The organism is Rubrivirga halophila, from assembly GCF_046845755.1.
Classification (GTDB): Bacteria; Bacteroidota; Rhodothermia; order Rhodothermales; family Rubricoccaceae; genus Rubrivirga.
Map to the genome: position 1 here is coordinate 411915 of NZ_CP177357.1, position 19838 is coordinate 431752.

The 19838-nt window shown below is 75.0% G+C and carries 17 protein-coding genes; 10 read left to right on the forward strand and 7 right to left on the reverse strand.

Annotated elements, in window-relative coordinates:
• Positions 1-68: 68 nt before the first annotated feature.
• The 5 genes from ACLIRP_RS01755 to ACLIRP_RS01775 form a co-directional block, all read right to left on the reverse strand.
• Positions 69-935 carry a patatin-like phospholipase family protein gene (locus ACLIRP_RS01755; protein ID WP_412062234.1) on the reverse strand — a complete coding sequence of 289 codons (867 nt, stop codon included), beginning with the start codon at positions 933-935 and terminating at the stop codon, positions 69-71.
• Positions 936-971: 36 nt separating this feature from the next.
• Complete coding sequence (locus ACLIRP_RS01760) at positions 972-2078, reverse strand: DUF4440 domain-containing protein (RefSeq protein WP_412062235.1); 1107 nt, start codon at positions 2076-2078, stop codon at positions 972-974.
• Between the two features lie 26 nt (positions 2079-2104).
• Positions 2105-2872: a copper resistance protein B gene (locus ACLIRP_RS01765; protein WP_412062236.1), complete on the reverse strand. Its 768-nt coding sequence runs from the start codon at positions 2870-2872 to the stop codon at positions 2105-2107.
• 34 nt (positions 2873-2906) lie between these two features.
• Entirely contained in the window at positions 2907-4796 is a 1890-nt protein-coding gene (locus ACLIRP_RS01770) for a copper resistance system multicopper oxidase (protein ID WP_412062237.1), read from the reverse strand.
• Positions 4797-4906: 110 nt separating this feature from the next.
• Positions 4907-5287, reverse strand: coding sequence for a hypothetical protein (locus tag ACLIRP_RS01775; protein ID WP_412062238.1), 381 nt, complete (start codon positions 5285-5287; stop codon positions 4907-4909).
• A gap of 218 nt (positions 5288-5505) precedes the next feature.
• Between ACLIRP_RS01775 and ACLIRP_RS01780 the strand changes: the two genes are divergently transcribed.
• From ACLIRP_RS01780 to ACLIRP_RS01810, 7 genes are all read left to right on the forward strand, one after another.
• Positions 5506-6213, forward strand: coding sequence for a response regulator transcription factor (locus ACLIRP_RS01780; RefSeq protein WP_412062239.1), 708 nt, complete (start codon positions 5506-5508; stop codon positions 6211-6213).
• 26 nt (positions 6214-6239) lie between these two features.
• Positions 6240-7661 carry a sensor histidine kinase gene (locus ACLIRP_RS01785; protein ID WP_412062240.1) on the forward strand — a complete coding sequence of 474 codons (1422 nt, stop codon included), beginning with the start codon at positions 6240-6242 and terminating at the stop codon, positions 7659-7661.
• A gap of 69 nt (positions 7662-7730) precedes the next feature.
• Positions 7731-8759 carry an isoaspartyl peptidase/L-asparaginase family protein gene (locus ACLIRP_RS01790; RefSeq protein WP_412062241.1) on the forward strand — a complete coding sequence of 343 codons (1029 nt, stop codon included), beginning with the start codon at positions 7731-7733 and terminating at the stop codon, positions 8757-8759.
• 111 nt (positions 8760-8870) lie between these two features.
• Positions 8871-9344 (forward strand): SRPBCC family protein, encoded by a 474-nt coding sequence (locus ACLIRP_RS01795; RefSeq protein WP_412062242.1) that lies wholly within the window; start codon positions 8871-8873, stop codon positions 9342-9344.
• A gap of 189 nt (positions 9345-9533) precedes the next feature.
• Positions 9534-10808 carry a hypothetical protein gene (locus tag ACLIRP_RS01800; protein WP_412062243.1) on the forward strand — a complete coding sequence of 425 codons (1275 nt, stop codon included), beginning with the start codon at positions 9534-9536 and terminating at the stop codon, positions 10806-10808.
• 161 nt (positions 10809-10969) lie between these two features.
• Complete coding sequence (locus tag ACLIRP_RS01805; RefSeq protein WP_412062244.1) at positions 10970-11953, forward strand: dihydrodipicolinate reductase; 984 nt, start codon at positions 10970-10972, stop codon at positions 11951-11953.
• A gap of 163 nt (positions 11954-12116) precedes the next feature.
• Entirely contained in the window at positions 12117-12986 is an 870-nt protein-coding gene (locus ACLIRP_RS01810; RefSeq protein ID WP_412062245.1) for a c-type cytochrome, read from the forward strand.
• Between the two features lie 22 nt (positions 12987-13008).
• On the opposite strand, the gene ACLIRP_RS01815 is transcribed toward ACLIRP_RS01810, so the two are convergent.
• Both ACLIRP_RS01815 and ACLIRP_RS01820 read right to left on the reverse strand, forming a co-directional pair.
• Positions 13009-13605 carry a hypothetical protein gene (locus tag ACLIRP_RS01815; protein ID WP_412062246.1) on the reverse strand — a complete coding sequence of 199 codons (597 nt, stop codon included), beginning with the start codon at positions 13603-13605 and terminating at the stop codon, positions 13009-13011.
• Entirely contained in the window at positions 13602-16208 is a 2607-nt protein-coding gene (locus tag ACLIRP_RS01820) for a protein kinase domain-containing protein (protein ID WP_412062247.1), read from the reverse strand. Before ACLIRP_RS01820 ends, ACLIRP_RS01815 begins: the two co-directional genes overlap by 4 nt.
• A gap of 142 nt (positions 16209-16350) precedes the next feature.
• Between ACLIRP_RS01820 and ACLIRP_RS01825 the strand changes: the two genes are divergently transcribed.
• From ACLIRP_RS01825 to ACLIRP_RS01835, 3 genes are read left to right on the forward strand one after another with little or no spacing between them, the layout of a single operon-like run.
• Entirely contained in the window at positions 16351-17508 is a 1158-nt protein-coding gene (locus ACLIRP_RS01825; RefSeq protein WP_412062248.1) for an adenylate/guanylate cyclase domain-containing protein, read from the forward strand.
• Positions 17509-17550: 42 nt separating this feature from the next.
• Positions 17551-18678, forward strand: coding sequence for a tetratricopeptide repeat protein (locus ACLIRP_RS01830; protein WP_412062249.1), 1128 nt, complete (start codon positions 17551-17553; stop codon positions 18676-18678).
• Entirely contained in the window at positions 18675-19832 is a 1158-nt protein-coding gene (locus tag ACLIRP_RS01835; RefSeq protein WP_412062250.1) for an anhydro-N-acetylmuramic acid kinase, read from the forward strand. Before ACLIRP_RS01830 ends, ACLIRP_RS01835 begins: the two co-directional genes overlap by 4 nt.
• The last annotated feature ends 6 nt before the right edge of the window (positions 19833-19838 follow it).

Below are 19838 nucleotides of genomic sequence, written 5' to 3' on the forward strand. Positions count from 1 at the left end.
CCGAACCTGAAAAGGCCTTCAGGTTGGCGCTCCAGGCGCATCCCGCCACCGCCAGGCCAGCCGCCGACCTACGCCGTCGACCGGACCCGCGTCCCGAGCAGGTCCACGAGCATCGGCCGGGCCGTCCGGACCGCCCACGCCCCGGCCGCCGCGCACTCGCGGCGGGCGTCGAACTCGAGCGTGTGGATCGTCCGCTGGAAGTCGGGCCGGAGCGTGAGGTCGGCGAGCGCGAACCGGGCGGCGGCGTGGCTCCGGCTGGTGATGAAGGCGGCCCGCTGGAGCGCGTAGAACCCGTTGTCGATGGACGGCGCCGGGCGGCTCTGGCCGACGTCGACGGCGAGCACGGTCGGCGGGCCGATCTGGCGTGCGAGGTCGACCGGCGCGGGATCGGCGTAGGCGCCGTCGGCCAGCAAGAGGTCGCCGAGTTCGAGCGGCGGGAGCACGCCCGCGAGTGCGGAACTGGCGTAGACGGCGTCGGCCGCGTCGCCCTCGCGCATCACGTGGCGGGCGCCAGTCCGCAAGTCGGTCGCCGTGATGGCAACGGGGAGCCGGGCCTCGGCGAGGTCGCGACCGTCGGCCAGCGTTGCGAGCGCCTGGCGGCCCGCGTCGTTGGCGGGCACGCCGACGCCCCAGCCGGTCACGAGCCGGAGCGCGAACTCGGCGCCCAGCCGCCGCGCGCGGAGCCGGTCGAAGAGGGACGCCTCGGTCCCGTCGCCGGGCGGCGGCGGGAACGCCCGCGTGTCGATCGCGAGCACGGCGTCGTACCAGTCGTCACGCAGGACGTACGCCGCCGCCACGGCAGCCCCCATCGACACCCCGACAATGGCCGACGGCCGCAGCCCCTCGGCCTCCAGCGCGCGGAGCACGCCGACGTGGGCGAACCCTCGCGCGCCGCCGCCGCCGAGCAAGAGGGTAAACGGGCGGTGGGGACTCACGCGAGCGACGGGGCGTCGGGCCGGCACGCCCACAACCTAGTCGCGGGCCGACGACCAGTGGACGGCCGCGACGCGCCAGCCGGCCGGCGACTGGCGCATCACCAACAGCTCGGCTCGCTCGGCGCCGCCGATCCGCTGCGTGGAAGCGACCCAGGCGGCGTCGCCCGCGACGGTTGTCCGGCGGAAGACGGGCTCGGCGGTCTTGCCGGCGAGGAAGGCGGCGTCCCGGAGAAAGTGGTCCGAGAGGTACTCGGTCCGGGAGGCGTGGCCGGCACCCGTAAGCACGACGGCGTCGGGCGCGAGCAAGGCCTCGACGGCGGCGCGGTCGCCTGCGGCCAGCGCGGCGTGGAACCGGTCTGCGGTGGCGGAGGCGTCGAAGGCGGCGGGGCCGACGGCCGGGGTGGCCGGGCGCTCGTCGCCGTTGGGCGCGCCCGCGTTGCGGCGCTGCATCGCGACGCCCGCGGCATGATCCGCGCCCGCCCCGGCCCGGCCGTGATTCGTCTGGCCGTGGTCCATGCCCGAGTGGTCCATGCCGTCCATCTGCGAATGATCCGTCTCGGGCATCGCATCGTGGCCCATCCGGCCGTGATCCATCTGGTCATGGTTGCCCTCCATCTGGCCGTGGTCCATCCCCCCCGGCATGGTCTGCATCATGCGGTGCATCTCGGGGTCCGCCATCATCCGCTGGTGGACGGCTGGGGTCGCCATCATGCGGACGTGGGCGGCCTGCATCCGGGCCATAAAGGCGGCGTGGTCGGCGGGCGACATGGCGCCCATCCGCTCGCGCATCTGTGCCATCATGGCGTCGTGATCCATCGCGCCGTGGTCCATCCCCTGCATTTGGGAGTGGTCCATCTGGCCATGGTCCATGCCCGCGTGGTCGCCCGCCGGCATCCTGCCGGACATGAGAGCCTTCATCTCCGAGTCAGCCATCATCGCCGCGTGGATCTCGGGGTCGGCCATCATGGCCCGATGAAGCGCCATGAGCGAGTCGTGCGGAATCGCGCCGTGGTCCATCCCGGGCATGGCCGCGTGGTCTTGCTGCGAATGGTCGGTCTGACCGTGGCCTTGGTGCTGCTGGGCGAGGACGGAGGGCGCGGCGAGGAGGGCGGCGCCGAGGACGAGGCGTCGGGTCGTTTTCATCAGAGGAGGGGAGGAGTGGTGGGGGGTCAGCGCCACAGGCGGATGCCGAAGACCAGGAGCGCCTCGGAGGTGGACTCGCCCTCGGCGCGGGCGGAGTCGGCGGCGTCGCCGAACCGGTTGAGCCACGTCACGCCGACGTAGGGCGCGACCTCGCGGCGGACCTCGTAGCGCAGGCGGAGCCCGACCTCGAGGTCGTTGAGGCCCGAGCCGACGCCCCAGTCCTCGACGGCCTGCACGGCGACGTTGAGCTCGGCCTGGGGCTGGAGCACCAGCCGCTGGGTGAGCAGCAGGTCGTATGAGCCCTCGAACCGGGCCGACACGTCGCCGGCGTCGGAGATGAACAAGGCGGGCTCGACCTCGAAGAAGTAGGGCGCCAGCCCTTCGAGCCCGACCGTCAGGAACGGCCGCGCGCGGAAATCGCCGTCGCCAAACTCGGTGTCGACACGGACGCCGGCCTGGGCCTCGAAGTACGACGTGATCAGGCGGCTGTAGAGCGCCTGCGCCTCGATCTCGCCGGTGCCCTCAGAGAGGAGCCCTTCACCCTCGCCCTTGACGTAGAGCTTCCGGTAGTCGGTGCCGGTGCGGACGAGCCCCTCGAACCGGCCCGGCAGCCCGTCGGCGCCCGGCGCGAGCTCGAACTGGTCGAGGAGGGCGAGCGTGTAGCTCTTCGGGCCGTGGGCGGCGCCGAGCACGAAATGGGGGTACTCGGGGAAGGGCACGTCGCCGTCGTGGCCCTGGGCGGCGGCCGGGCCGCTGGCGACGGCCGCGAGGAGGAAGAGGGAAAGGCGGAGCATGGCGATCAGAGGGGACGTCAGAGGAGGGCGTGGGCTAGCCCTGGGGCGCGTAGCTGGCGGCGAGGGCCTCGGGCAGCACCTCGCCCGGGCGCTGGACCATCGCCACCCTGAACATGCCGAGCTCCATGTGGTAGAGCACGTGGCAGTGGAAGGCCCAGGGGCCGAGCGCGTCGACCTCGACGAGGAGGGACACCCGCTCGGCGGGCTTCACGACGATGGTGTGGACGCGCGGGATGTACTCGCCCTGCCCGTTCTCGAGCTCCATCCACATGCCGTGCAGGTGCATGGGGTGGTTCATCATGGTGTCGTTGACCATGGTGAGTCGCAGGCGCTCGCCGTAGACCATCGGGATCAGGGGCTCCTCGGCGTAGGTCTTGCCGTTGATGCCCCACATGTAGCGCTCCATGTTGCCCGTCAGGTGGAGCTCGATCTCGCGGTCGGGCGCGCGGCGGGGCTCGGGGTGGAGCGCCCGAAGGTCGGTGTAGACGAGCACGCGGCGGCCGTCGTCGCCCAGCCCGACGCCGGGCTCGTGGAGACGGGATTGCGTCTGCATCGGGGCCATCGCGTTCGCGATGCCGTGGTCGTCGGGCCCGTGCATCGTGGGCTCGGGGAGCGAGCCCGGCGCCCGCAGGCCAGAGGTGTCGATGCCGGGGGCCGCCATGTCGTGGCCCATCGCCGCGTGGTCCATTTGGGCGGCGGGGGCGTCGCCGTGGCCGCTGTGGTCCATGCCCACCGCAACACCAACGGCTGCGCCGCCGGACATGTCCATGGCCCCATGGTTCATGCCCTCGTGGCCCATCGCGCCGTGGTCCATGCCCATGTCCATCATGGTCAGCGTCGGGCGCTCGCGCTCGGCGGGGACCGGGGCCGTCATGCCGGGCCGGGGGGCGAGCGTGCCGCGCGCGTAGCCCGAGCGGTCCATCGACTCGGCAAAGAGGGTGTACGCCCGGTCGCCGGGCTCGACGATGACGTCGTACGTCTCGGCGATGCCGATCCGGAACTCCTCGACGGCGACCGGCTGCACGTGCTGCCCGTTGACCTGGACGACCGACAAGCCGAGGCCGGGGATGCGGACGTCGTAGAACGTGCCCGCGCTCGCGTTGATGAACCGGATCCGGACGCGCTCGCCGGGCCGGAACTGGCCGAACCACCCGGGGTCGGGCGCCTGGCCGTTCATGAGGTAGGTGTACGTGGCGCCCGTGATGTCCGAGATGTCGGACGGGTCCATCCGCATCCGCTCCCAGTCCAGCCGGTCGCCCAGCCTCATGCCGTCGCCCTTGAGCAGGTCGGCGACCGTGTTGCGCTGGTAGTTGTAGTAGTTCGCCCGCTTTTTGAGGTTGGCGAGCACGTCGTGCGGGTTCTCGAACGTCCAGTCCGAGAGCACCACGACCATCTCGCGGTCGAACGGCGCCGGCTCCGGGCCGGCGGGGTCGATGACGAACGGGGCGTAGTGGCCGAGCTGCTCCTGGAACGCCGAGTGGCTGTGGCACCAGTACGTCCCGTACTGGCGGATCGGGAAGCGGTACTCGAACGTGGAGCGCGCCGCGATGCCGGGGAAGTTGACGTGCGGCACGCCGTCCATGGCGTTCGGCAGGATGAGGCCGTGCCAGTGGATCGAGGTGTTCTCGTCGAGCCGGTTGTGGACGCGGATGACGGCCTCGTCGCCCTCGGTAAAGCGCAGGAGGGGGCCGGGGACGGTCCCGTTCATGGTGACCGCCGTGCCGGTCTCGCCGCCGAACGCAATCCGCGTCCGGTCGATGAAGAGGTCGTACTCGACCAGGCCCGGGCGACGGACCGTCGGCGCCAGGCCGGCGACGCGAGCGGGGCCCGCGAGGGCGGACCGTGCCCAGGCCGGGGTCAGGGCGCTCAGGCCGGCGAGCGCGCCGACGGCGCCCGCATTGCGGAGGAAAAGGCGGCGGTCCATCGGGGTGGGGCGTGAGGTGGTGGGGAAACGCCCGGCGCCCGCAGAGGTGCGGCGGATCGCCTTAAAAGGCGCTAAGGTGGGCGGCGAAGAGCTCACGAAGGGCCGGGCCGTCAGTGGCCGTGGCCCCCGTCGTGGTGCGCGTCTCCGTCCATGCGCGTCCCGTCCTCCATCGTGTGTCCATCGTGCCCGTCCATCGCGGGCGGGGTCTCGGCGGGCGGGGGAGGTGGCTCGACGGCCGGGGCGCTCGGCGAGGGCGCGGTCGGAGGCATGGGGAGCGGCGCGACGGGCGGGGCGGCGGCCGGAGCATCGGCCGGGACATCGACGGGTTCGTCCAGGACGGCCGGCTCGCCGACGTCGGACGAGTCGGCGGTCAGGGAGTCGGGGACCACGGCCGCGATCGCGGGACGGGCGTCTGCGACCGCCGGGGTCGTGTCGTCGGAGCCGCAACCTGAGGCGACGGCGAGGAGGGCGGTGAGGAGGAGCGGGCGCATGGGCCAGAGGGAGCGGCTAGAGCGAGCGGAGGGAGGGGGGCGCGAGCGCGCGGCCGACGGCGACGGTGGCGGCGACCAGGACGGCGGAGGCAGGGCGCCAGGACAACGGGCCAGCGGCCGTCATGTGAGCGCCGGCCAACCTGAAAAGGCGGACAGGTGCCGATCGCCCCTCCATCTCGTGCGTACCCCACCACGCCCCCCTCCCTGACGGTCCGCAAATGTGGGTTCTGGTCATCGAAGACGAAGCCCGCCTGGCCGACTCGGTCCGCCGCGGGCTCGAAGAGGAGGGTTACCGCGTGGACCTCGCAGGCGACGCCGAGGCCGGCGAGCGGTTGGCGCTGGCGAACGCCTACGACGCCTTCGTGGTCGACTGGCGGCTGCCCAAGGGCGACGGCAAGACCCTGGTCGAGCGGATCCGGGCGGCGGGCCGCGAGGAGCCCGTCCTGATGCTGACCGCCCTCGCGGACGTCGAGCACCGCGTGGCCGGGCTTGACGCCGGCGCCGACGACTACCTCCCGAAGCCGTTCGCCTTCGAAGAGCTGGTGGCCCGGCTCCGGGCGCTCCTGCGGCGGCCCCCGCTGTCGGACCAGGAGCGGGTGGTCGCCGTCGGCCCGCTCGTGCTCGACGGCGAGCGCCGCCGCGTCTCGGTGGACGGACCGCAGGGCGAAGCGGTCCTCAACCTGCGCCCCAAGGAGTACGCCATGTTGGAGGTGCTGATGCGGAGCGCGGACGCGGCCCTGTCCCGGACCGTCCTGGCCGAGCGCGTCTGGGGCGACGCCCTGTTCGTGACCGACAACGCCCTCGACGTGACCGTGAGCGGGCTCCGCCAGCGCCTCGCCGACGCCGTCCGCGCCTCGGGTGCCGGCGACCCGCCCCACGTTGAGACCGTCCGGGGCGTGGGGTACCGGCTGGCGTCGGGCGCGTAGGCCGGCCCCGGCGCGTTCTTGTGGCCATGGCCCGACTCCTCTCGCTCCCCATCTCGGCCCGGCTCGCGCTGTGGTACGCGCTGACGCTGCTGCTGCTGCTGAGTGCCTTCGCCGTGTTCTGCTACGTCGGCTTCCACGCGGCCGCGCACCGGAGCTTCGACCGCCACCTCGACCACGAGCTCGAGGCCGTCGCGCCGCTCCTGCGGGTGGCGCCGGACGGCGTGGACGCGAGCGCACTCGACGGCGCGTCGGCCGTGGCGACCCGGCTCGACGGGCCGAACGCGACGTTCGTCCGGGTGCTCACGCCCGAGGGCGACGTGGCGTACCAGTCGGCGAACGTCGGGGACCAGCCCCTGCTCGGCGTGGCGCTCCCCGACGGCAGCGCGGCGCTCCGAATCAGCCGTGAGTGGGGCGGCGAGCCCGTGCGGTCGCTCGTGGAGCCGCTCCGGGCGGGCGGGGCCGTCGTGGGATTTGTCGAGGTGACAGGCGTCGAGTGGAGCCGGCACGGCGAGCTGCGTGACCTGGGGCGGATGCTGGCGCTCGGTGTCGCCCTGAGCGTGCTCTTCGCGCTCGGCGGCGGGTGGTGGCTGGCGCGCCGCGCCCTGCGCCCGGTCGCCGTGCTGACCGACGCGGCGGGCCGGCTCGCCGCCGACGGCGCACGCCTCGGGGGGCGGCTGCCCTCGGACTTCGAGACGAAGGACGAGCTCACCGACCTCGCCGAGACCTTCAACGGCCTGCTCGGGCGGCTCGAAGCGTCCGTCGAGCGCGAGCGGCGGTTTACCTCGAACGCCGCCCACGAGCTACTCACTCCGCTGGCGACGGTCCGTAGCGAGGCCGAGGTCGCGCTCCGCCGCGAGCGCGAGCCCGGCGCGTACCGCGAGACGCTGGACCGCGTGGTCGAAGAGGTGGCCGAGATGACGGGGACGGTCCAGGGCCTGCTCCAGCTCGCGCGCGCCGAGTCGCTGCCCCGCCCCGCCGGCGACCGCCTCGACCTGGGCGAGCTCGTCGCCCGCCGTGCCGAGCGCGCCCGCGCCGAGGCCGAGGCCAAGGGGCTCGCGCTCGACGTCGAGGTCGCCAACGGCGTCCGTGTCCGCGCCGACGCGGCGCCGCTCGCCGAGGTCATCGACAACCTGGTCTCGAACGCCGTCAAGTACACGCCGGCCGGGGGCCGCGTGGCGGTCCGGCTGGCGCACGCCGGCGGGACGGCGCGGCTCGAGGTGGCCGACACGGGCGCGGGGTTCGACGCCGCGACGCGCGAGCGGCTGTTCGACCGCTTTTTCCGGGCCGACACGCCCGAGGTGCAGGCGCAGGTGGGGAGCGGGCTGGGGCTGGCGATCGTCCAGGCCATCGTGCGCGGCTATGGCGGCACGGTCGGCGCCGCCAGCGACGGGCCGGGACACGGCGCGACGTTCTGGGCCACGCTTCCGTGCCTCGGCGGCCGGGACTGACCGCGCGGACCGCCCCTTTCAGACCGTCCCGCGAGCAGTCTATACTGAGGGCCCACCGCCGCCCGACCGATGCTCCGCCTGCTCTGCCTCCTCGCCGCCCTCACGCTGCTGGCGCTCCCCACGTCCGCCCAGGTCGAGGTGCTCCCCGCGCTCGACGGCGACCCCGTCGTGCTCGTTGTCCACGGCGGCGCCGGGACCATCCGCCGGGCCGACATGACGCCCGAGACCGACGTGGCGGTCCGGGCCGCGCTCGAGGAGTCGCTCCGCGCGGGCCATGCCGCGATCGTGGCGGGCGAGTCGCCGCTGACGGCCGTCGAGGCCGCGCTGTCGATCTTGGAGGACAGCGACCACTTTAACGCGGGGAGGGGCGGCGTCTTCGCGGCCGACGGGACGGTCCGCCACGACGCCTCGATCATGGACGGCGCCAGCGGGCTCGCGGGCGCGTCCACGGGGACGATGCACGTCCGCCACCCGATCCGGCTGGCGCGGCGCGTGATGGAGGCCTCGCCGCACGTGCTGCTGGCGGGCGCGGGGGCCGAGGAGTTCGCCATCGGGCAGGGCCTGGAGATCGTGCCGAACACCTTTTTTCACACCGAGCGCCGCCGCCGATCGCTGGAGGCCGTCCAGGCGCGGGAGCGGAGCGAGTCGGGCGCGCTCTCCATCCCGGAGCCGTGGCAGATGACCGGGACGGTCGGCGCCGTCGCGCTCTCGGCGACCGGCGACCTCGCGGCGGGCACCTCGACCGGCGGGATGACCAACAAGCGCTGGGGCCGCATCGGCGACGCGCCCATCATCGGCGCGGGCACCTTTGCCGACCGCACCGTCGGCATCTCGGCGACCGGCCACGGCGAGTACTTTATCCGCCTCGGTATCGCGCGTGACGTGGCGGCCCGGATGGCTTACCTCGGCGAGAGCGTCGTCGAGGCGGGCGACGCCGTCATCCACACGGCGCTGACGAACGCGGGCGGAACCGGCGGCATCATCTCGCTCGACGCGACGGGCACCGTCGCCATGCCGTTCAACACGGAGGGCATGTACCGGGGCCACGTCACGCGGAGCGGCCGCGTGGTGACCATGATCTACGGGGACGAGGGGTAAGCGGCGGGCCCCACAGCGGGAACAGAGGGATGGGACTGAGCAGAAGGCGCCCCGCTTCGGGGAACCCCGCCAGGCCCGCCGTCGAACCCCGGTCCCCACCCCCCGACCCCCGTGATCACCGTCGATACCCGCGTCGAGCGCGCCCTGACCCTGCCCGTGTCGGTCGAGGAGGCGTGGGCGTTCCTCGTCGACGTGCCTCGGTGGGGGACGCTGTTTCCCCACGTCGAGTCCGTCCGGCCATACCCCGAGGGCGGCGACAACGCGTATTGGTGGACGATGGAGCCGCTCGGCCCGCCCGGCGCCCGTGTCGTCGTCGAGTACGCCTGCCGCTACCACCCCGACCCCGACGCGCTCACGATGCGGTGGGAGCCGGTACCGGGCACCGGCAACGCCCAGTTCGGCGGGTCGAGCACGATCGGCCCCGACGGCGACGGCGGCACCACGGGGACCCTGCGCGTCGACGCCGTGCTCGACATTGGGGTCCCCCGGCTCTTTCGGGCGATCGTCCGGCCGACGGTCGAGTTCGAGATGGGGCGCATGACCGATCTCTTCGTGGCGCGCCTGGAAGCGGAGGCCGGGCTGTAGGACAGACGCCGACCCGGACGTGGGTCTGGGACGGACGGTCGGATGGAATCTGTTGGGGCGCAATCAGATGTGGCGACGGTGAGGCGCGAGGCACCGAGAGGTCGGCCAACTTCCCTGCCCACGGAGAGTTGAGTGGATCGGACTCGAGTGATGGCGGGTCCGGCCCACCACGCCCCACCTCCCCATCTCATGACACGCGTTTCCCTCCGCCTCGGGCGCTTTGCGCTTGCCGCCGCCCTCGTCTCCCTCGCCGCCTGCGACAGCGGCGGCCCCACGACCGGCGGCGAGGTCGACGGCGCCGTCACGGTCGACGGTCGGGTGACCGACGACGCGGCCGCCGCCCGCACCACCTCCGCCGGCCCGGTCGACGGCGCCACGGTCGCCGCCGCCGCCGTCTCGGCCTCCGGCCAGACGCGCGCGCTGCCTGGCTCGGCCACCACGTCCGCCAGCGGCCAGTTCTCGCTGTCGACGGACGCGACGGCCGACGCCGTCGTCGTCACCGCTCGCGACGGGGCGTTCGCCTCCGCCTCGCTGATCGAGGCGGGCGGGTTCGCCGCCGGGACCGTCCGACCGGCCCCGATGACGACCGAGACCGCCGCCGAGGCCGACGTCTACGTGGCCGCCCGGCTCCGAGGCAGCCGCGCCCGCGCCGCCGACGCCGTCGCCTTCGTAACGGCGGCCGTCGCCGGCGAGATCGCCGCCCGCCGCACCACTGCGGCGGCAGTCGCCGCCGCGCTCGAGGCCTCCGTCGCGGCCGAGCGCCGCGCCGCCACCGAGGACACCGGCGACGGCGAGCCGGCGACGGACGAGCAGGTCGAGCAGGCCGACGACGAGCGCGACGTGCAGCACCGCCAGTACCGCCGCTCGCTCGCCACGGGCGCCAGCGCCGGGGCGGCGGCCAACGCCTTCGTCGACGGCTACGTCCGCGCGCAGGTGTCGGTCGGGATCTCGGCCACGACGAGCGCCCGCGCCGCTCGCGCCCGGTACCTCGCCGCCCGCCGCTTCGCGTCGTCGACGAGCACGGCCGCCGCCGCGTCCATCGAGGCGCACGCCGAGCTCGTGGCCGCCTCGGCCGCCGCGCTCGCCGTCGAGGCGCAGTTCGAGGCCCGCAGCGCGACCAGCGCCCGGATAGCCGCTCTGCGCGCCGCCCGCGCCGAGATGGTGGCCGCCCTACGCGGCGCCACCACTCAAGCGCAGCGCGACGCGGCGAAGGCGCGCTACCGCACGACGGCCGAGGCCGAGCTGTCGGCCGAGTCCGGCGTCAGCGCCAGCCAGCTGTCGATCGCCATGGGCGCCACCACGGCCGCCCGCGCCAGCCTCGACGCCTCCATCGACGCGGCGGGCTCCGGCGAGGCCGTCGGCACCGCCGTCGCCGCCTACTACCGCCAGGCGCGGACCGCCCTCGGAGGCGCGGTCTCGGCCGGCCTGGCCGTCGACGTGCTCTTGCTCCTGAGCGGGTTCTAACCCCCGCCTCCCGGCCCCGAGCGCCCGCCTTGCCAGGGAAGCGGCGCTCGGCCCCGCCGCCTCGCGACGATCGTCGCGGGGCGGCGGTCCTTTTTGGGGCGAGGGTGGCGGCGGCTCGCGTCCCGGTGAGAGCTTGCGGGCCGATCCCCCCCGCCCCCACCATGTCGCTCCGCATCGTTCAGTTTGGCCTCGGCCCCATCGGCCAGGCCTGCGCCCGCCTCGCCCTCGACCACGGCCACACGATCGTCGGCGCCCTCGACCTCGACCCCGGCCGCGTCGGCCGCGACGTGGGGGAGGTGCTCGGCCGCGAGCCCGTCGGCGCGACCGTCCGCGACGACGCCGACGCGGCCCTCGCAGAGTGGGCGCCCGACGTGGTCCTCCACACGACGCTCTCGTTCCTCGACCGGATCGAGGGGCAGCTGCTGGCGTGCGTGGCGGCGGGCGCGCACGTCGTGTCGTCGTCGGAGGAGCTGTTCTGGCCGTTCGACCGCGACCCCGGCTTCTGCGAGCGCGTCGACGCGGCGGCTCGGGAGGCGGGCGTGTCCGTCGTCGGGACGGGCGTCAACCCGGGCTTCGTGATGGACCTCTTCCCGGTCGTGCTCGCCAACTCCGTCGTCGCGCGCGTCGACCGCGTCGACGTGTCGCGGTCCGTCGACGCCGGGCGGCGGCGGGGGCCGCTCCAAAAAAAGGTCGGTGCCGGGCTTTCGGTCGCCGCGTTCCGCGAGCGCGAGGCGGCGGGCGGGTTCGGGCACATCGGGATGGTCGAGTCGGCGAAGGCGCTCGCGGCCGGGCTCGGCTGGGCCGGCGCCGAGGTGACGGAAACGTTCGGCCCCCACCTCGCCGACGCGGACCACACGACGCCGCACGCGACGGTCGCGGCGGGCGACGTGGCGGGCATCCACCAGACCGCGACCGTCACCCTCGACGGCGAGACGCGGGCCACGCTTAGGCTGACGATGGCCGTCGGCGCGCCCGACGAGGACCGCGTGGCGATCGCGGGGGACCCGCCGCTCACGGTCGTCGTCGAGGGCGGGACGTTCGGCGACACGGCGACGGTCGCGGCGGTCGTCAACGCGGCGCGGCGGATCGGCGCGGCGCGGCCGGGCCTGCGGACCGTCCTGGACCTGCCGGCGGCGGCGGTTTAACTGCGGGCCGTCACGAAGGGTGGCCATCGGGCCGTCATGGTGTCCAGAGGGCCCCCGTGTCGGGGCAGGGGGGCGGATGTGGTCCCCGGCCAGCGGGGCTGACGCATGATGGGGCGCCGAGGCGGCTGTCGCCTCGGTCTGTGAACCCTCTTCGTCTGACGTCATGCGCATCCTCAAAGGGGTCGGCCTCGGGCTCGGCGCCCTCCTCGTTCTGGCCGTCGTCGCCGTCGGCGTCGGCGCGATGGTCGGCGGCTCGAACATCGACGCCGTCCACGACGTGGCCGTCGAGCCGCTCGCGATCTCGTCCGACTCCGCCGCGCTCGCGCGCGGCGCCCACCTCGCGGGCATCTACGGCTGCCGCGACTGCCACGGCGACGACCTGGCCGGGCAGGTGATGGGGGAGGGCGGCCCGTTCCGGCTCGTCGCCTCCAACCTCACGCCGGCCGGCGTCGGCGGCGAGTACGACGCGGCGGGCTGGGACCGCGCCATCCGCCATGGCGTCCGCGCCGACGGCCGCGCGGTGACCGTCATGCCGTCGGGCGCCTACCACAAGATGAGCGACGCCGAGGCGGCCGACCTCATCGCCTACCTGGAGTCGCTGGAGCCCGCGGGCGCCGACATCGGGCGGACCGAGTTCCGCTTGATGGGCAAGGTGCTCGCGGCCGGCCCCCTCGATCCGGGCGTCAACGTCTACGCCGAGCCGACGACGGCGACCTCGCCCCCGCCCGGGGCGACGGTCGAGTACGGCGAGTACGTCACCGAGATGATGTGCGCGTACTGCCACGGCGCGGGCGTGGTCGGGAAACAGCCGCCGGAGCCGGGGGCGCCGTTCGCCCCGGACCTCGCGGCCTCGGGGCAGTGGGCGCCCGAGCAGTTCCACGAGACGCTGACGACGGGCGTCCTGCCCGACGGCCGCGCGCTCGACCCCGAGGTGATGCCGTGGACCGCGACGGCCCGGATGACGCCCGACGAGCGCGAGGGCGTGCGGCTGTACCTCGCCTCGCTGGCGGGGCGCCGGGGCGCCGACGCCTGAGGGCCGGCGCGCGCCCGTGGCCTCACTCGCGGACGGGGCGCACCGGCGGGCCCGGCTCGGGCGCGGGCGCGGGCCGGTTCGCCGGCGCATACACATGGGGCCCACCGTCGACCTCCAACCGGAGGCTTCGATCTTCAGTCCCCGACTCGCTGGGGCGGATCCGGGGCCGCGCGGCGACCCATCGGTCGCAGTCTCCGTACCCCACCTCTCGGTCGCAGACGAGGAAGGACACCCGGACCTCCCCGCGCAGGCCGCGCCTCAGCTCGGACGTGGCCCGGAGCACGCCCACCTCGTCATGGTCTCGGCCGTCGATCCAGACCGCGACCGGCCCGGCCATGAGGGCGTGGCCCGTGTGATTCCGCGTGTCGTACACGCCCCGGTCCTCGGCCACCACCATCACGCGCAAGCCGTCGGTGGCGGCCACGACGAGCGTGCCGCCAGGGTTGAGGGCCGCGGCGAGGTCGTACGGCTGCCCCTCGACCTCGAACAGGTACTGGCCCCGCTCCTGGGTGACGGTCACGATGTGCGCATCGCGGAGCGGGACGGTCCGGCTCGGGTCGGGTTGCGCCGAGGCACAGGCGCACACCAAGAGGAGGGCGAGAGGGAAGACGCGAGTCATGGGGCAGCGGGGAGGGTGGAAAAGGCGGGGGACGAGCGGAAGTCGGCCAGCCACGGCGAGCGGTCGACGACGTCGCGGCCGAAGCCGCGGCCGAGCGCGCTGCGGAACCAGCGGGCGGCCTCGGCGCGCTGGCCGGCGATCTCGTGGGCGACGCCGACCGTGACGGCGGTCGACACGTCGAGGTCGTCGGGCGCGCTGGCCTGAGCGATCTCGGCGAGGGCCGCGCGGGCGCTGTCGCGCTGGCCGAGCACGGCGTAGGCCTCGGCCATCGTCACGAGGACGGCCGGCGTGCGGCCGACGGCGAGGTGGGCGCGGGCGAGGTCGAGCGTGGCGCGGTAGTCGGCGCGGGCGGCGGCGCGCTGGCCGGGCGACCACCACCGGGCCTCGGCGAGCTGGTGGCGGGCCGTGTAGTCGTCGGGCTGCAGGGCGACGGCGGTTTCGGCCGCCCGGACGGCGCCGGGGTAGTCGCCGAGCGTGGCGCGGACCGTCGCGAGGTTCGACACGGCGAACAGGTTGCGGGGGTCGAGCCGGGCCACCTGGGCAAAGGCGGCGGCCGCCGCCTCGAGGTCGCCGCGCGTCCACTCGGCCACGCCGAGGTTGATGAGCAGCGTGGTGTTGGCCGGGTCGAGCGCCAGGCCCCGCTGGAACTGGAGCGTGGCGTCGTCGGCCCGGCCCTCGTCGAGATAATAGACGCCGAAGCTGCTGTACGGGCGCCAGTAGTCCGGGGCGAGATCGATGGCGCGTCGGAAGGTGGCCTCGGCGTCGGCGGAGCGGCCGAGCATCCCGTAGGCCATCGCGAGGCGCCGCGTGGCCTCGGCGTGGTCCGGCGCGATGGCGAGGGCCCGGTCGAAGGCCGCCAGCGCCAGCCCGTACTCGCCCCGGCCGTCGTGGATCGCGCCGAGCACGGTGTGGACCTCGGCGAGCCCGTCGTCGAGGGCGAGGGCGCGCCGGGCGCTGGCGACGGCGCGGTCGGCCCAGGCGACGTCCGAGGTGGCGCGGTAGGTCTGCCATTCGGCCTCGGCGAGCCCGGCGAAGGCGAGCGCGAACGACGAGTCGATGGCGAGCGCCTCGGTAAAGAGCGCCCGGGCGCGCGCCAGGTCGTCGGCGCCCTGCTGCTGGCGGAGCTCGCCTCGGCCACGCAGGAAGAGTTCGTTGGCCTCGGGGTCGTCGGTGCCCCCGGCCGCCAGCGCCGCCTGCGTCTCGGCCCCGACCTCGACACGGAGCAGGTCCGCCAGCGCGAGAACCGCCGCGTCTTGGAGCGCGAACGCGCTGCCGCTGGTGTCGTCCACCTCGTCCGAGCCCAGCGTGTTCGGTGTCTCGCCGCCGACGTCGACCAGCGAGAGCGTGACGCGGACGCGGCCGCCCTCGGTCTGGACGGTCCCCTCCACGACGAGCGTCGCGCCGAGCTGGTCGCGGGCCTGCGTCGGCGTGAGCCCGGCCGGGACCTCGCTGGCCGGCACGATGCGGACGCGGTCGGAGACGGGGCCGACCTGCCCCAGCTTCCCCGTCACCGTCTCGACGAGCCCCTCGGAGAGCATCCCGGCCTCGGCGCCGACGGCCCGGAAGGGCAGCACGGCCAGGCGGTGCGGCTCGGCCACGGCGGCCTCGGGCCACAGGGCCACGGCGGCGAGGACGGCGACGAGGACGACGCCCGCCAGCATCGCCATGCGGGGGATCCGGCGGGCCCGGCTCGCGCGGTGCGCAGGCTCGGGGGTGGCCCGCGGCGTCGCCCCGGTCGGTGGGGGAGGGGGCTTGTCCCGGCCCAGGGCGTCCAGCGCCTCCGCAACCGCCTCCATCGACGCGGGGCGGTCGGCGGGGTCCTTTTCGAGACACGCCGCGACAATGTCCACCAGCCCGGCCGGGAGGTCGCCCAGGGGCGGGGTGGGCTCGTGGAGGACGGCATACGCCCTCGCGGCGGCGTAGGCGCCGTCGAACGGGCGCCGACCGGTCACCGTCTCGAACAGGACGACGCCGAGCGCCCAGACGTCGGACCGGGCGTCGGCGCGCTCGCCACGGAGTTGCTCCGGGCTCATGTAGAGCGCCGTGCCCAGGCTCTCGCCGTCCTGCGTCAGCTCGCCGCCGTCGAGGTGGGCGATCCCGAAGTCGAGCACCTTGACGCACGGGCCGCCGCCGGGCCCGCCGCGCGGCAGCAGCATCACGTTCGCCGGCTTGAGGTCGCGGTGGACGACGCCGGCGTGATGCGCCGCCGCCAGCCCCCGCGCGATCTGCGCCCCCAGCCCGGCCGCCTCGGCCGCCGCGAGCGGGCCTCGGTCGAGGCGCTCGCGCAGCGTCTCGCCGTCGTAGAACGCCATGGCGAGGTACGGCTGGCCGTGCGTCTCGCCGACGTCGAAGATCGCCGCGAGGTGGACGTGGTCGAGCGCCGCGACGGCCCGGGCCTCTTGCAACAGCCGCGCGCGCGCGGACTCGTCGGCGACCAGCCCCGGGGCGAGCACCTTGAGCGCCACCTCGCGGCCCAGTCGCGTGTCCGTCGCCCGGTACACGACGCCCATCCCGCCCGCGCCGACGCGCTCGACCACGCGGTACGGCCCGACGTCGCTCCCGACGAGGGGCGGCGGGGAAGTCGGTGGGTGGAAGGCCGACACGTCGGGGAGGGCGGTGAAGAGCGAATCGGTAGTGTACTATGGACTTAGTGAACCGAGACTAGTGCGTTCTCCCGATCCTGACGCCCGAGTAACCTGCGGCGGCCCCTCGGCTCGCACCCCCCTACCCCCGCTCTCGCGCCCCATGCCCACCCCCCCCGATGCCGAGCTTGCGCGGCTCCGCCGATCCGTCGACGAGCTCGCGCTGCTCAACGAAGTCGCCGTTGCGTTGGGGAGCGCCCGCGAGCTGGGCCAGGCCGTCCACACGCTCGTCCGCCGTTCGATCGAGGCGATGGGCGCCGAGCAGGGCGTCGTCACGCTCGTCGACCGCCACGCCGCGGGGGCGGCCGAGACGTTCGTGCGGACGGTCCGGGGCGCGCGGGAGGCGCTGCGCCCGGGCGAGGCGCTGCTGGGGTGGGTGGCCCACCACCGCCGGACCCTGCGCCTCGACGACCTCCGCGAGGAGCCGTTCGCCCAGTTCGACTGGGGCGAGGGCGTCCGCACCGTCCTGTGCGCGCCGCTCATCGCGCACGGCGAGTTCTTGGGCGTGCTCACGCTCTATAACAAGACGGCGGGCCCGTTCACGAGCGGCGATGCGCGGCTGCTGACGATCCTGGCCATGCAGTCCGCACAGACGCTCGACGCGGCGCGCCAGGAGGCCGAGCGCACGCGGATCCTGGACGTGTTCGGCCGGCACACCGCCCCGGCGGTCGTCGAGGAGCTCATCCGCCACGACGCCGACCCGCCCGGCCGACGCGTCGCCGCGTGCGTCATGTTCCTCGACGTCCGCGACTTTACCTCGTTCGCCGAGCAGGCCGAGCCGGAGGCCGTCGTCGCGTTCCTCAACCGCTTTTTCGGGCTCACGATCGACGCCGTCACCTCGCGCGGCGGGATCGTCCACCAGCTGCTGGGCGACGGGTTCATGGCCATCTTCGGCGCGCCCATCCAGTCGCCGGCGGACTGCGCGAACGCCGTCGAGGCCTCGCTCGACATCGTGGCCCGCGTCGCGGCGGAGGTGGAGGCCGGGCACCTCCGGCCGACGACGGTCGGGATCGGGCTGCACGCCGGCGACGTGGTGGCCGGGACCGTCGGCTCGGTCCAGCACAAGGAATACAAGGTGACCGGCGACGTGGTGAACGTGGCCGCGCGCGTCGAGGGGCTGAACAAGACGCTGGGGACCCAGGTGCTGGCGACGCGGGCCGTCTGGGAGCGTCTGCCGCTGGGGCGGTTCGAGGGCCAGCCGCTGGGCGAGGTCGCGCTGCGGGGCCGGGCGACGGCCCAAGAGCTGTACCGGCTCGTCTGAGCGGACGGCGCCGGGCCGTAGTTTGCGGCCCCACCCGAGCGCATGTCCGTCCCTCCCGACCCTGAGATCCAGCGCGCGGCCCGCCTTCTCGCCGAGGGCCGGCCGGCCGAGGCGGCGTCGCGGCTGGCGGCGCTCGTCGCCGAGGCGCCGACCTACGCGGCGGCCCACGTGCTCCGGGCGACGGCGCTGGAGGCCGCCGGCGAGATCGACGAGGCGCTCGTGTCGTGGGGGCGGGCCGCGGCCCTCGTGCCCCGGAGCGCGCTCGTCCACCGCGAGCGGGCGCGCCTGCTCGCGTCGCAGATCCCGGACGACGCGGCCCCGGGCCTCCCGCCGCCCGTCCCGGCGACGCCCGCGCCGGCCCCCGGTCGGGCGCCCGAGCCCGAGGCGACCGCACCTCCCGAGCCGGCCCCGCCAGCTCCCGCAGCGCCCGAGCCACCCCCACCCGCCACCGCGCCAGATTCGGACGCGGACCCCGCCTACGACGACGACTACGCCGACGGCCCCTTGCTCGGCTTCGGCGAGCCGGCGACCTTCGCGGCGGACGAGCTGGCGGGGGACCCGACGCCCACCGCCGAGGCGCCCGAGCCGACCGCCGGCGCGTCGGCTCCGCCCGGCCCCGCCCCGACGGCGGCCAGTTGGGGCGACGAGACGGGGCTCGCGCCCGTCCTCCCGCCGGAGGCTCACGAGGCGACCGAGCCCGCGCCAACGGCGCTCTCCCCGCCCGACGTCGACGCGCCGACCGAGGGCTGGTCGCTGGTCGACGAGGCCGACGTGCCCGCGCCGCCGCCCGCCGCCCTCGTCTCGCCGGACGTGATCGCGCCCGAGGGCGACCGCCCCCCGCCCGCCGACCCGGAGCCCCCGCCCGCCGAGGCGACCGTCGAGGACGTGCCCCCGCCGATGCCGTCGGTCGCCGACGAACTCGACTCGCTGATCGCCCAACTCGAGGACGCCCCGCGCATCAAGCCCGACCCCGCCTATTCCGGCCCGATCGTCGACCCCGACGCGGGCAACGTCGACGACCTCGCCTCGGAAACGCTGGCGAAGATCTACGCGGCGCAGCACCAGTACGTCGAGGCGGCGCTGATGTACGAGAAGCTGGCCGCGCGGACGCCCGAGTCCGCCGAGGACCTCTTGGAGCGCGCGGCCGAGCTGCGGCGCAAAAGCGGATGAGTGTGCTGCAGCGCCTCGCGCGCCCCGGCCCGCGCATCGTCGCCGGGCTGATGAGCGGGACCTCGCTCGACGGCGTCGACGCCGCCGTTGTGCGCGTCGACGGGACCGGGGCTGGTCTGGCGGCCGAGGTGCTCGGCTTCGTCAGCGAGCCGTATTCCGACACGCTCCGCGCCGCGCTTCGGGCGTGCGTCGAGGAGGCCACCTCCGACGTCCGGCTCGTGAGCCAGCTCCACGCCCGGCTCGGGCTCCACTTTGCGGCGGCCGCCCGGTCCGCGTGCGAGGCCGCCGGGCTCGCAGTGGCCGACCTCGACCTTGTTGGGAGCCACGGGCAGACGGTCCAGCACGTGCCCGTCGCCGAGGACTGCGCGGGCGTCCCGACGCGGTCGACGCTGCAGATCGGATGCCCGGCCGAGATCGCGACCGCCCTCGGCGTCCCCGTCGTGGCCGACTTCCGGGCGGGCGACCTCGCGCTCGGCGGCCAGGCCGCACCCCTGGCGCCGTACCTCGACGGGACGTTGTTCGCGCACGCCACCGAGACGCGCGTGCTGCTCAATCTGGGCGGCATCGCGAACGTGTCCGTCGTGACACCCGACGGCGTAGCGCTGGCGTTCGACACCGGCCCGGCGAACATGGTCTCCGACGCGCTCGCAGCCCGGCTCCTGGGCGAGCCGTTCGACCGCGACGGCGCGCTCGCGGCGGCCGGCACGCCCGATCCCGCGTTCGTCGACGCCGTGCTCGCGGAGCCGTACTTCGCGGCGCCCCCGCCGAAGTCGACCGGCCGGGAGGACTTCGGGACGGCGTTCGTGGACCGGCTGGTCGCGACGGGCCACGCGCCGGCCGACCTGCTCGCGACGGCCGCCGCGCTCACGGCCCGGTCCGTCGCCGACGCCGTCCGGCGGCACGCGCCGGGCGCGGCGCGGGTGATCGCGTCCGGCGGCGGCGTCCGCAACCCGACGCTGATGGCGGCGCTGCGCGAGGCGCTCGCGCCGATGCCCGTCGAGACGACCGCCGCGCACGGGCTCGACCCCGACGCCAAGGAGGCCGTGCTGTTCGCCGTGCTCGCGCACGAGTGGGCCAACGGCGTCCGCACCGGCCTCCCCGCCGTCACCGGCGCGCGCGCGCCCGCCTTCCAGGGCTCGCTGACGCTGCCGTAGCGCCTG

Bases quoted from the DNA above. Each gene is read 5' to 3' on its own strand.
- ACLIRP_RS01815 (WP_412062246.1), bottom strand. From the start codon at position 13,605: ATGACTCGCGTCTTCCCTCTCGCCCTCCTCTTGGTGTGCGCCTGTGCC.
- ACLIRP_RS01790 (WP_412062241.1), top strand. From the start codon at position 7,731: ATGCTCCGCCTGCTCTGCCTCCTCGCCGCCCTCACGCTGCTGGCGCTC.
- ACLIRP_RS01825 (WP_412062248.1), top strand. From the start codon at position 16,351: ATGCCCACCCCCCCCGATGCCGAGCTTGCGCGGCTCCGCCGATCCGTC.
- ACLIRP_RS01770 (WP_412062237.1), bottom strand. From the start codon at position 4,796: ATGGACCGCCGCCTTTTCCTCCGCAATGCGGGCGCCGTCGGCGCGCTC.
- ACLIRP_RS01805 (WP_412062244.1), top strand. From the start codon at position 10,970: ATGTCGCTCCGCATCGTTCAGTTTGGCCTCGGCCCCATCGGCCAGGCC.
- ACLIRP_RS01785 (WP_412062240.1), top strand. From the start codon at position 6,240: ATGGCCCGACTCCTCTCGCTCCCCATCTCGGCCCGGCTCGCGCTGTGG.
- ACLIRP_RS01780 (WP_412062239.1), top strand. From the start codon at position 5,506: ATGTGGGTTCTGGTCATCGAAGACGAAGCCCGCCTGGCCGACTCGGTC.
- ACLIRP_RS01765 (WP_412062236.1), bottom strand. From the start codon at position 2,872: ATGCTCCGCCTTTCCCTCTTCCTCCTCGCGGCCGTCGCCAGCGGCCCG.
- ACLIRP_RS01830 (WP_412062249.1), top strand. From the start codon at position 17,551: ATGTCCGTCCCTCCCGACCCTGAGATCCAGCGCGCGGCCCGCCTTCTC.
- ACLIRP_RS01835 (WP_412062250.1), top strand. From the start codon at position 18,675: ATGAGTGTGCTGCAGCGCCTCGCGCGCCCCGGCCCGCGCATCGTCGCC.
- ACLIRP_RS01800 (WP_412062243.1), top strand. From the start codon at position 9,534: ATGACACGCGTTTCCCTCCGCCTCGGGCGCTTTGCGCTTGCCGCCGCC.
- ACLIRP_RS01775 (WP_412062238.1), bottom strand. From the start codon at position 5,287: ATGCGCCCGCTCCTCCTCACCGCCCTCCTCGCCGTCGCCTCAGGTTGC.
- ACLIRP_RS01760 (WP_412062235.1), bottom strand. From the start codon at position 2,078: ATGAAAACGACCCGACGCCTCGTCCTCGGCGCCGCCCTCCTCGCCGCG.
- ACLIRP_RS01810 (WP_412062245.1), top strand. From the start codon at position 12,117: ATGCGCATCCTCAAAGGGGTCGGCCTCGGGCTCGGCGCCCTCCTCGTT.